Annotated in this window: 20 protein-coding genes; 1 reads left to right on the top strand and 19 read right to left on the bottom strand. The window is 65.2% G+C overall.

Annotation, left to right across the window (positions count from 1 at the left end; translation table 11 throughout):
- The first annotated feature begins 52 nt into the window (after nt 1–52).
- Complete coding sequence (locus DCM80_RS04545) at nt 53–766, top strand: hypothetical protein (protein ID WP_257195928.1); 714 nt, start codon at nt 53–55, stop codon at nt 764–766.
- On the opposite strand, the gene DCM80_RS04540 is transcribed toward DCM80_RS04545, so the two are convergent.
- The 19 genes from DCM80_RS04540 to DCM80_RS04450 form a co-directional block, all read right to left on the bottom strand.
- Nucleotides 757–1377, bottom strand: coding sequence for a DUF3486 family protein (locus DCM80_RS04540; RefSeq protein ID WP_257195927.1), 621 nt, complete (start codon nt 1375–1377; stop codon nt 757–759). The genes DCM80_RS04545 and DCM80_RS04540 overlap by 10 nt on opposite strands.
- 6 nt (nt 1378–1383) lie before the next feature.
- The gene (locus DCM80_RS04535) at nt 1384–1680 is read right to left on the bottom strand and encodes a hypothetical protein (protein WP_257195926.1); all 297 of its coding nucleotides are present in this window, start codon (nt 1678–1680) and stop codon (nt 1384–1386) included.
- Complete coding sequence (locus tag DCM80_RS04530) at nt 1677–2051, bottom strand: hypothetical protein (RefSeq protein WP_257195925.1); 375 nt, start codon at nt 2049–2051, stop codon at nt 1677–1679. Before DCM80_RS04530 ends, DCM80_RS04535 begins: the two co-directional genes overlap by 4 nt.
- Nucleotides 2052–2054: 3 nt before the next feature.
- Nucleotides 2055–2234: a hypothetical protein gene (locus tag DCM80_RS04525; protein ID WP_257195923.1), complete on the bottom strand. Its 180-nt coding sequence runs from the start codon at nt 2232–2234 to the stop codon at nt 2055–2057.
- Nucleotides 2194–2784 carry a hypothetical protein gene (locus tag DCM80_RS04520; RefSeq protein ID WP_257195922.1) on the bottom strand — a complete coding sequence of 197 codons (591 nt, stop codon included), beginning with the start codon at nt 2782–2784 and terminating at the stop codon, nt 2194–2196. Before DCM80_RS04520 ends, DCM80_RS04525 begins: the two co-directional genes overlap by 41 nt.
- Complete coding sequence (locus DCM80_RS04515) at nt 2781–3662, bottom strand: glycoside hydrolase family 108 protein (protein WP_257195921.1); 882 nt, start codon at nt 3660–3662, stop codon at nt 2781–2783. Before DCM80_RS04515 ends, DCM80_RS04520 begins: the two co-directional genes overlap by 4 nt.
- Entirely contained in the window at nt 3659–4012 is a 354-nt protein-coding gene (locus tag DCM80_RS04510) for a septal ring lytic transglycosylase RlpA family protein (protein ID WP_257195920.1), read from the bottom strand. The genes DCM80_RS04515 and DCM80_RS04510 overlap by 4 nt, the downstream gene beginning before the upstream one ends.
- Nucleotides 4013–4154: 142 nt before the next feature.
- The gene (locus DCM80_RS04505; protein WP_257195919.1) at nt 4155–4565 is read right to left on the bottom strand and encodes a helix-turn-helix domain-containing protein; all 411 of its coding nucleotides are present in this window, start codon (nt 4563–4565) and stop codon (nt 4155–4157) included.
- A complete protein-coding gene (locus DCM80_RS04500) occupies nt 4562–4813 on the bottom strand; it encodes a hypothetical protein (protein WP_257195918.1) in 252 nt (83 codons plus the stop codon). Before DCM80_RS04500 ends, DCM80_RS04505 begins: the two co-directional genes overlap by 4 nt.
- A gap of 3 nt (nt 4814–4816) precedes the next feature.
- On the bottom strand, nt 4817–5407 hold the full coding sequence (locus DCM80_RS04495) for a GcrA family cell cycle regulator (protein WP_257195917.1): 591 nt from the start codon (nt 5405–5407) through the stop codon (nt 4817–4819).
- Entirely contained in the window at nt 5404–6129 is a 726-nt protein-coding gene (locus DCM80_RS04490; protein WP_257195916.1) for a regulatory protein GemA, read from the bottom strand. Before DCM80_RS04490 ends, DCM80_RS04495 begins: the two co-directional genes overlap by 4 nt.
- A gap of 3 nt (nt 6130–6132) precedes the next feature.
- The gene (locus DCM80_RS04485; protein ID WP_257195915.1) at nt 6133–6609 is read right to left on the bottom strand and encodes a hypothetical protein; all 477 of its coding nucleotides are present in this window, start codon (nt 6607–6609) and stop codon (nt 6133–6135) included.
- Nucleotides 6606–6989: a LexA family transcriptional regulator gene (locus DCM80_RS04480; RefSeq protein WP_257195914.1), complete on the bottom strand. Its 384-nt coding sequence runs from the start codon at nt 6987–6989 to the stop codon at nt 6606–6608. The genes DCM80_RS04485 and DCM80_RS04480 overlap by 4 nt, the downstream gene beginning before the upstream one ends.
- On the bottom strand, nt 6986–7525 hold the full coding sequence (locus tag DCM80_RS04475) for a host-nuclease inhibitor Gam family protein (RefSeq protein WP_257195913.1): 540 nt from the start codon (nt 7523–7525) through the stop codon (nt 6986–6988). The genes DCM80_RS04480 and DCM80_RS04475 overlap by 4 nt, the downstream gene beginning before the upstream one ends.
- A complete protein-coding gene (locus DCM80_RS04470; RefSeq protein WP_257195912.1) occupies nt 7525–7896 on the bottom strand; it encodes a hypothetical protein in 372 nt (123 codons plus the stop codon). Before DCM80_RS04470 ends, DCM80_RS04475 begins: the two co-directional genes overlap by 1 nt.
- The gene (locus tag DCM80_RS04465) at nt 7893–8165 is read right to left on the bottom strand and encodes a hypothetical protein (protein WP_257195911.1); all 273 of its coding nucleotides are present in this window, start codon (nt 8163–8165) and stop codon (nt 7893–7895) included. Before DCM80_RS04465 ends, DCM80_RS04470 begins: the two co-directional genes overlap by 4 nt.
- Nucleotides 8162–8824, bottom strand: a complete 663-nt coding sequence (locus DCM80_RS04460; protein ID WP_257195910.1) for a hypothetical protein — start codon at nt 8822–8824, stop codon at nt 8162–8164. Before DCM80_RS04460 ends, DCM80_RS04465 begins: the two co-directional genes overlap by 4 nt.
- Nucleotides 8821–9483, bottom strand: a complete 663-nt coding sequence (locus tag DCM80_RS04455) for a hypothetical protein (RefSeq protein ID WP_257195909.1) — start codon at nt 9481–9483, stop codon at nt 8821–8823. Before DCM80_RS04455 ends, DCM80_RS04460 begins: the two co-directional genes overlap by 4 nt.
- The gene (locus DCM80_RS04450) at nt 9483–10259 is read right to left on the bottom strand and encodes an AAA family ATPase (RefSeq protein ID WP_257195908.1); all 777 of its coding nucleotides are present in this window, start codon (nt 10257–10259) and stop codon (nt 9483–9485) included. The genes DCM80_RS04455 and DCM80_RS04450 overlap by 1 nt, the downstream gene beginning before the upstream one ends.
- Nucleotides 10260–10275 lie beyond the last annotated feature (16 nt).

Below are 10275 nucleotides of genomic sequence, written 5' to 3'. Positions count from 1 at the left end.
CGCCGACCGCATCGGACTGGACAGCTAGCGAGCGTCGGGCCATCCTAGACGTATGAAAAACTGGGACCAAGGTTTGGGAGCCATTGGACTGATCGTCCTTGCCGCAGCGCTGACGGCATTGATCAGTATCGGCGTGCCGATATCGGTTTCCAAGGACACCGTTGAACTGAAGGATTGGCTCGGCTTCGCGGGCAACATCCTTGGCGCCTTCGGCACGCTGATGGCAGCGTTTATTGCGTGGAATGCCGTTCAGCAGCAGATTCGGGTGGCGCGTGCGGCCCAGCTTTTGGAGGTCACAGCGCGAGAGGAAGATCGAATCGAGACTGAACTCCTGGCCATAGGTATCATAAAGGAGAAGGCGGATCCGGTCGCTGGTACTCTGCGGCTTGTCTTGCGCGATCGCTACGGGCTGCTCGCCGATGAACTCGAAGAATATGAACTGTCTGAGAATCGGCACCAGATGGCAACCAACCTGCGAAGTAAGCTTGCCACACCATTCCCCATCGATTTGCTGCAGAAATGGTCGCTCTATTTCAGCAAACTTTGCAGCATTAGCATTGATCTCGCCATCATCCGACAGCAAGAGGAGGCAGGGGAGCCCTACTCGAAGGAGCTCGATCAGATTCATCGCGACAATCTGCGCAGATGGCGCGCCGCGTTTGACAGGCAACTTGAGGATCTGATCGCGCACGAATATCGCCTTAGAGATAAGCTGAAGATGTATCGGAAGCGAATTGAGCTAGGCCTCTCAGATGGTCACAATTGAGTTCTTCTCTCGATACCAAGGATCTGTCTCTTAATCGCTTCGACCGTGTCGGCTGTGAGCCCCTTTGTCCTCGCGACAGTCTCAACCGCTTTGGTAGCCTTCTCTTTCAGCTCAACTTCGATCTTGCGGCGGCCGTCCGCGCTGATCCGCTTGGCTTCCTCGGCGTGCTTCAGCGCGCGCGAGGTCATCATCAGCATCTCGGCGGTCGCGCCGTCCGCCGTAAGCTCGCCGGCGTTGCCGAGCATCTCCGAGATCAGTGTCTTGATGGTTTCGGCGACCATCAGCGTGATGGAATTGTCGCCGGCCTCGTCCAGCTTCGGCGCGATGATCGCCGCGATCTCCCGCGTCTCTTCCAGGCGCCGGCCGAGCAGCGCAACGCGCATGGCGGTCCGGTTGAAGGCCGAGCGCGAGATCTCCGGCACCTCGGCGCTGGCGTCATGCGCCAGCGAAGCCGCCCTTAAACGCGCATTGAAATCGTCCAGGATCTCGAGCTGCGAGAGCTTGCGCTCCTTCAGCTGCTCGAAGGCCCAGACCTTGGCTTCGTCCGCCCATTCCGGCAGCTTGTCGATCTCCGACAGCCGGCCGCGGCGCGCCTTTGCGTGCGGTGCCATCGGGCGCTAACCCTCCGGCGGGCTGGGACGCTTGACGCCTTCGATCAGGAGGCGCCGCTCGACATGCTCGATGCCCTTGGCCGCCAGCGTGACGATCCAGACGGTGCCGGCGCTCGTCTTGGTCAGGGCATTCATGTCGGCGAGCCAGTCCAGCTCGCCGCGGATCCAGTCGCGCGACTTGGCGATACCGAAGGATTCCAGCACTTGCTGCAGCATGCTGTCGTTCGAGGTATAGTTCGACTGGTTGTGCAGCTCGCGCAGGATGATCAGCCGCGCGTGCTCCCGAATGATGTCCCGGCTCATCGATCAAACCCCGCCTGTTCCAGAATCTTCTCTTGAAGCCGATCAGCGATCGACGCGATCGGGCGGATGCGCTCCGAAAGCACGGCGACGTCGCCCGTCAGCTTGCCGATCATGCCCTGGAGCGTCGTGACCATCTGGTGATCGGGAAGATGATCCATGTTGGTCTCGATGCGCGTGGCCCGATCTTCCAACAGATCGAGCTTTCCGACCGCGACCGCGACCGTATCCTTGTTGGCCTTCTCGTGGATCTGCTCTTGCAGATGCGCGAAGCGTTTGTCGTTCTCCTTCGAGCGTCCTGTGACGATCGAATAGAGCATCGACACCACGGATAGACCGATGGCGACCCACGGCGCCCAGTCGTTGACGTTCACGTCTCACTTCCCCTTGCTGAGCCGCTCGCGCTGCCGCTTCTGGCACGTCCGCGAGGCGTCGATGTTGGCGTTGGCTTCGCCGAGCGCGACGGCGTACTCGCCGACCTTCTGCCACGGATCGATTGTCTCGGTGACGACGGGATCATCGACGTTCCGCGCCAGATCTTCGCAGGCGGTCGACAAGGCCACGCTTTGCCTTGGCGGCGTTGGGGCCTGCGGGCTTTCGACGTTGGAGGTCGTGCACCCACTCAACAACGCCAGGACGAGGAGGACAAACGGCGGCAGTAGGATCATTGCCAAACTTCTCCTGGTACTGGGCGAGCCGGCCCTTGGCCTGCGCCGCATCGGACTCTGCGGTCTGCTTCAGTTCGGCGGCGTCATCGACGGTCCGCTTCTGGGCGGCAAGCTGGAATTCGGTCCAGGCGAGATCGCTTCGGGCGCGCTCCAGCTCGGCCCGCTGGTCTGCGGCGCGGTGCCCGATCAGGAAGATCAGGGCTGCCGCGCAGACGAGGCAGACGATCCGCGCCGACGCAATGAACGGCGCCGTGACCGGAAAGAACTTCTCGACGAAGGGCACGTGCGCGATGGCGTAGGCCAGAATCGCGATGATGGCGATCACGACCAGCGTCAAAGGCGCGGTGGCGAGCTGCCAGAACAGCTCGGCCGAGAAGTCGTCGACCATCCGGGCGGCGTCGAGCACGCATTGCGCGGGCGAGAAGATGCCGCAGCTCATGCCGGCTCTCCGGCGGGCATATCGGCGAGCACGTCGCCGTCGATGGCGCGGCGCGCCTTCTTGCTCTTGTAGTTGGACCAGAACGAGTAGAGCAGCGCGCCGAGCGAGGCGATCACGCAGAGGATGACGATCGCGGTGTAGACCTTGGTCAGGATCTCCGAGGAGTACGCCGCCGGCGCGATGGTGTCGCGGGCGCCTTCCAGCACGCCGGCGATCGAGCCGGAGCCGACGCTGGCCTTGACGGCGTCGTTGGCGTCGACGGCCGGCTGCGCCACGTCGGAGGCATAGGCCTTGGCGTCGCCGAGTTGCTGATGCGCCGCCACGGGCTGCGGCCCGACCGAGCCGGTCGCCCAGGCCTGGCCGATCTGCTTGAGGTTGGCGACGCGCGACGCCCAGCCCTTGCCGAAGGTCCCCCAGGTCGAGAGGTGCTGGAGCATGCCGAGCCGGCGGCGGCAGATGTCGGCGATGAGCGCATCGTGGTCGGGGTGGTTCTCGATCGCATCTAGCGTGCCTTCGCCGAGATGCCCGTCGGCATTGAGGCCGAGCGCGCGCTGCAGCCAGAGGATCGCCTGGTACGGGCCGGACATGATGCCGGAATCGAACATCACGAGGTCGAGGCCGGCAGGCAGCTCGTCGCCGCGCACCGCATCCCAATACTGGACCTTGTAGATCTCGTTGCGCTCGGCTTGCCAGACTTGCGTGAAGCGCATCGCCTTGGTCAACGGCTGGACGCGGCGGCCTTTGCGCTTGCGGTAGGCGTCATAGACGCGCTGGATGATGCCTTCCAGGGTGACGCCGCCGGGGTCGCGCGGGTGGTTCGAATAGCCGCCCTCGTAGGCGAGAATGACCGGCATGCTCTTTGGGAAGTTCTCTCTCATTCGAGCATCTTTCCGAGCTTCTCGATGACGACGTGGACACGGCCGGCGTCGATCATGCGCAGCTCGCGTGCGGCGCCCCGTGAGAGGTCGATGTCGACGCCGGTGGATTTGGCAGGGCCGCGGTCGTTGACGCGGCAGATCACGCTGCGGCCGCGCCACCACACGCGCACAAGCGTGTCGTGGGGAAAGGTCGGATGCGCGCAGGTCAGGTCGTCGGCGTCATAGGTCTCGCCGAAAGCCGTGTAACGGCCGCTCTGCTCGCCGGACCAGGTCGCGACGCCGGGATAGATCATCTCGGCGCGCGCGGGCGCGGAAAAGGCCAGCGCGAGGGCCAGGCATGCCCATTTCAAAGCGCTCTTGAATGAAGGTTGAAGCAAGCTGGCCCCCGGCTGAGAGGGCCACAATCCCGGAATTGCTCGAAATTACCGACCCTGACAGGTGTCAGGCCGGTGATGATGCGGGCGTGCTACTCTCGCACAGCCCGCGTGGAAGTCAAAACAGCTTGCCTTGCTTGTCGTTCTTCGGCTTGCCGTGCCGCGCGCGGTGCCGGTGCACGGTGCGCTGTGTCACGCCGACCTGGTTGACGATCTCGGTCGACGACTTGCCCTCTCGATCGAGCTTGTGGATGCGCTCGGAAACCGAACGGACGAACTGCCGGTAGGTTCCGCCGACGTGCAAGGGGATGTCGATGCGTTGGCCGCGGCCGTCGACCTCGAAATGCGCGCAGATCTTGCGGGCGGTTTCCGCACCGACGCATTCGAACAGCCACTGGCCCTCGTGCAGCGCCTTGACGCTGGGGAAGTAGACGCGCCGTCCGCCGTGCTTCGCAGCGATCATCAGGGCGGCGGTTTCGCCCGCCACCTCCGCGATCTCCGCCAGCACGCCGGGCAGCTTCTCTGTCATCGCCGCGCCTTGATCCGCTTCGGCTTCATGGGTGGAGCGAGGACGGTGACGACGACGCCCTTCATGACGACGTAGTGATTGCCATCGGCAGCGATGGTCATCTCGCGCGCGCCGAGCTGCTCGGCCGCGCCGGCCGCGCGATCGAGGGATTCCGCCAGATGCCGGCGCAGACCCTCGACGTCGAGGCCGCCGACGCGCTCCAGGAAGCGCAGCAGCGCATGGTCGCAGACGCGCAACGGCCGGGCCATGGCTCACCTCGCGTGCCAGGGCGCGCTCGGCCCCGTGTTGACGAACGCCGCGCCGGCCGGCTTGCGCGGCCGGTACTCGCGCTGTTGCGACCGCACCATGTGCGACGGGCAATAGGGAATGCCCTCGTCATTCGCCTTCGCAGCCCCGCAGAAGAAGAAGTCCGGGCCTTGCGGATCTCCGACCGGCCAATGGCAGCAGGCACTGTCGAGCTGCGCCAGCGTGCGGCGCTGCTCGATCGGGATCTGCTGATCGATGACATCAGGCGGCGGCAGCGCCTCTTTCGGGAGCTTGACCGAACGGCGCGAACCCGCGGTCTCGGCGGTTCCCTCACGTCGCCTGGCGCGGGCCTGACCGGCAGCGCGGCTCCTTTTCCGGTTCGCCTCGGACAGGCCGCTGCGGTGGATCTTGCCAATGACCGCGTTGCGGCTGACGCCTCCGATCGCAGCGGCAACTTCTGCCGCCGAGGCGCCGGCGTTGAAGAGCGCGAGAGCGACGCGCGCCCGCGTCGCCGTCCAGCCCGTCTCGCGCTGCGCCTGGTCGAGATCGCCGTCGGCCATATCGGCCTGTCTGGCCGTTGCCTCCACCATGCTCATGCCGGTTCTCCCGCCTGGTCACGCCGCGCCAGCGCGCCGCGGAGCTTGTTGCCGAGCGACTTCTGCACCTCGTCATAGTCGCGGCTCGACATCGTCTCGAAGGGCCGGTTCTGACGAACGACCTTGCCGGCGTAGAACTGCAGGTCCTCCATGGGGTCGACGGCCTGGCCGACCGGCTTGACGGCGCCGATCGCGATCAGCTTCTTCCACTGTGCGTCTAGGATGGCGCGCTTGCTGGCGATGACGCGGTCGCCCTCCGTGAGGTCTTCCAGGTCGCGACTGCTCGGCCACACGACGCCGGCGGCGCGTTCGAGCCACGCCTTCAGCGCCTCGATCGCACTGGATGCCGCCTGCGCGTCCTTCAGGAAGCGCACGTGCGACACGCCGGTCTGGCGCTGCAGGAACGCGAGCATGGCGCGGTCGGTGCGTTCGCGGACGATGCCGAGATTGTAGCCGGCAATCCACAGCGCGCGCAGCTTGCCGCCGATCGCGCTGTCGAGGCCGGCGACGGCGCCGCGGATTTCGGCCTCGCCAACGGTAGAGCGCAGATCCTCGATGACGCGGCCGGCCTCGGATGTCGTCAGCTCCTTGGCCGAGCGCTTGCCGTTGGCGCGCTGGGCCAGGAAGTCGCGGTAGGTGTCGTCGTCGAACTTGGCTTTCGCCTTCAGCACGTGGATGGTCGAGATCATCGACGTGGTCGCGAGATGGGTGGACAAGGGCATGGGTTACTCCTCTGTTGGACGCTGCTTGACCGGAAAACCGTTCGGACCGCGCCGGCCTTTCGGCACGATCACCAGCTCGAAGCCGAGCACGTTGAGCGCGGCGTCGAGCAGATCGAGGTAAGGCATGTGCCGCCGCCGCCAGCTCACGAGCGTGGAGCGGCAGATGCCGACGGGGTCCGCGATCCGGTCATAGGTCGCCCGTTGTCTCGCCATCTCGACGAACAGGCCCCGCACCAGCGGGTGGATATGCCGTTCCGCGTCCTCGCGCAGGCCGCGCTGCCTGATGCCGGTGAAGCGCTTTGCCTTGAACGCCGGGTCCTTGTTGCGTTCGATCAACTCGGCGCGCTTGGCCGCGCGCCGCTTCGGCGTCCAGGACGCGGTGCGCCGGCTCTTCGTCATGACGTTCGCGTTCAGCGCCGCCATGCGCTCGGCCTGCTGCGCCCGGCGCTCCGGGCTCCATCCTGCGGAGGTGCCGCTCATGCCGCGACCTGGCCTTCTTCCTGGTCGAGCAGCAGCGCGACCGCGTCGGCAACGACGTCTTCAGGCCTCTGGTTGGTGTCGGCGCAGAACCGGCGCAGCTTGGCGTCGAGCGCGAGGCCGAGATCGTAGCCGCCGGTGCGCGGGCTCACCTTCTCCATCACGGTGATGGAGCGCGCACGGCCCGGAATGAACGTGATCCAGCCGCGCTCCTGCAACGCGCGGAGAACCTCGGTAACGCGCCCCGTCGACTTGAACCCGAACATGTTGGCGATCTCCCTGTAGCTCGGTGGCTGGTTGTGCTGGGCGATGTAGGCCTCGATGCCTTCGAGCATCTCGCGCTGGCATTTGGTGAGGCCGATGCGGATCGGTGCGTTGCTCATGCCGCGCTCTCCGATGTCTCCGGCACCTTGGCGCTGTCCGGCTTGATCTCGAAGGTCTCGACGCCCTTGGTGATCTCGACACCCTCGACGGTCTCGGCGAGCTTCGGATTGCGCAGCATCTCGACGCGGTCGATCTCGACGGTCGGGCGCAGGAACTTCTTCAGCTCCTCGCTTTCCGAGCGCTTCAGCAATTCAAGCACGGTCTCTTCCTTGCCGCGGATCGTCACCTTGGCCGGGTTCCAGCGCCACGACACCTTGCCGACGTCGAGATCGGCTGTCTTCACCCTGCCGTCTTTGGTCAGCTCCTTGCGGTGGGCTTCGCAATAGGCCTGGAGCGCGCGCTCCATCTGTTCGACCTTGACGCGATGCGGCTCCGCCTCGACCGCCGCCTCAAGCTTCAGGGCGGCAATCTTGTCGTTCATGTCGAGTTCGAGACGATCCAGCTCGCGCAACGTCGCGCCGTATTCGGCGAGCAGCGCAACGGCGGCCTCCTTGTCCTGGGGAACGCTGATCGCATTGGTCTTGCCGGGTGACATCAAGGCTTCTCCTGCTGTGAGGGAACGGTGGTGGGTGCGCGGCCGAAGCCGAGCGCCTCGAGCGAGGCGCCGACGACGGCGATCTTTTCGAGAGTGTGGCGGCGCAGCTCGGCGCGCGCGGCGCTTCCCTTGGGCTCCGCGTCCATGAGGTCCGCGGTCTTGAACATGTCGTAAGTGAGATCGGCCACGTCCTGAAGGCGGACGAGGTACGCCGCCATGGCGATGATCTCGACGGTCGAGGCTCCCATCGCGAAGCGCTCCTTGGCCTGGTGCGAGGCGTGGCCGACGATGGATTCGGCCACCGCGCTGGCGTCGACCGCGGAGATCTGCGCGGCGAGCTTGGCTTCGATCATGCCGGCAATTGTCGTCATGACGCACCTCCGTCGCGCGCGCGCGCCGCGATCCGCGCCAGCTTCTCCTTGTTGAAGATCACGACGTTGCTGCCGGGCTCGGCCGCCTGGATCATCAGGTCGATGCCCTTGTTGTCGACGCCGAGCTCCATCAGCCCGACCTTGACCATCAGCGCGCGGAAGTCGCGCTGAAACTCGACCGCCTCGGCCACGGTGAAGTTGACGCGTCCGTTGATCCAGTCGACGTAGCGGTCGTAGAGCTTGAGCATCTCCTGGCTGACCGTCATCATCGCTGGCCATCCGGAATGCGGGAGTTCGGGCACTTGGCGATGCCGCCGAGGCCGCGGCAGCAGCGATAGCAACGGCTGCTGGCCTCGGAGGAGAATGGCGGCTGAACTTTTTGCAGGTCGAGGCATTGGTCGCGACCGATCTCGCCATAGACCGGGCACATGACCTTGGCGCCGAGCAAAAAGCCGCGAACCTTGCCCTCGATCCGGGCGACGTCGCCAGCGTATTTCTTCGATAGGACAGTCGAAATGGCCGCCTGCGAATAGTCCAGCTTGCGCGCAATGCCGGCCAGTTTGATGCGGTCAGCTTCCTCGGCGAGCGCCTGTATCCAGTCAGGCAATGGATCGCCCCAAGCACCCTTCGCCTTCTCGACGAAGGTCCCTGGATGCCGTTGGGGCGCTTGAGGTGCTGCAGCGGGTACTTTGGTCCATAGACGTCCGTTCCCAAGCGACGCTCGTGCAGCAGCTTCAACGTCCTGGGTGTTCGGGTACTTGTTGCGGAGCACCGCCGAAACGATTCCCGGCGAGTATCCGAGGGTCCGAGACACGGACTTGGCGCCGACGAGATCAGCGTCGCGTGCGATCGCTTCGATCCAATCCGGAAGCGGATCGCCCCAGGCCGCTTGCGCCTTTTGGACAAAAGTAAGCGTCTGATGCCTCACGGCTTCACCTCCCTCGCAATCGGGGGCTCGCCTACGAACTTCTTCAGGTTCGCGTCCCAGACCGACTTGCCGTTGATATGCTTCAGGCTCGGCGGCAGCGGCCCGGTGTTCATGCCGGGCTTGAGGCGCCACGCCGCCGCACCGCCGCGTCCCTTGACGCCGCCGCGCCGGGTCGCCTTGGTGACGGCGAGATAGCCGGCGCCGTGCAGCTGGCGAACGAACCGGCCCGCCGTCTGCTTGTTGGGCTTCACCTCCTCGGTGGTCGCGGCAAACATCAGCTCGGTCAGGCTGAAGCCTGCGGTGAGGTTGCGCATCGCGATCCAGAGCTGCTCGTGCACGGTCGAGCCGGGCACGACGCTGCCGTCCGGGCGCAGCCGCGGCGCTTTCACGGGGTGCTTCAAGAGCTTGTAAAGCGGCGTCGGATACTTGCCCTTGATGGCATGGTGCCGGGTCGCGATGCGCTCGACAAAACCGGCCGCGACCAGCGCGGTCAGGTATTTGCTGATGCACTTGACCGACACATTGCTCTCACCATCGACGTCGGCGACGGTGAAGCAGCCTTGGTCCTTGTCGAGCTTGAGCATGATGTCCCAAAACCCCTCGAAGCCGCGCGGCACGCGGACCGGAAGGTTGGCACTGTTGAAGTGCTCGGTGCGCATCAGGCGACCCTCAGCGTGGTACGGCGCGGGAACTGCTCGATCTCGCGCTGCTGCGGCGGCTCGCCGGTGTAGAAGTCCTGGCTGCCCCAGATCTTGAGATCGAGCACCTTGTGGCTGCGGTTGCGGGCGAACTCGGACGCCTTTTCCAGGTTGACGACAATGCGCCGCGCCCGGCCGCCGGAGCGCTGGCGGATGGTGTCGAGCAGGTCATCTTCGATGCGCACCTTCGGCACGAAGGCGTTGGCCAGCACGCGCGTGTCGTCGAGGTCGCAAGGCTGCGCCGGAAACCAGTCGAGCACGCGGTTGTGCATGCGCTCGACGGTGAGCAACTTCGCCGGGAGCTTCTCCTCGCCGATCAGGATGATCGGAACGCCCGATTCTTGCTGCAGCTCCCGGATGACCTCGATCATGTTCTTGTCGACCAGCTTGTCGGCTTCGTCGACGATCAGCGGACGCGTCGCGTCGGCACCGAGCGATGCCTTCGCCAGCTCGGCGAGATCGGAGGCGCTCCAGCTCTTGCGCACGGTCTCGCCGCACTCCTTCAGGATGTGGCGAAGCAGCGCGCGGCGCGTCCACGTCTCGCCGACTTCGATCCGGCGAGCCTTCACCTTCATCTGCACGAACATCGAGGCCCAGCTCTTGCCGAGGCCGGACGGGCCATGGCAGACGCCGAAGCCGGGCAGATGCGGCGCGCGCTCGATCAGCCTGGTCGTCATCGCCATGAAGGAGGCGACGTTCTTGAGAGCGACGGGTCCTTGTACGGTTGTGTTCGTCATGGAGTCCTGACCTTCC

It is taken from the genome of Bradyrhizobium sp. WBOS08, from assembly GCF_024585125.1.
In the GTDB taxonomy this organism is placed as follows: domain Bacteria; phylum Pseudomonadota; class Alphaproteobacteria; order Rhizobiales; family Xanthobacteraceae; genus Bradyrhizobium; species Bradyrhizobium japonicum_B.
This window is presented reverse-complemented; position numbering and strand designations above follow the sequence as displayed.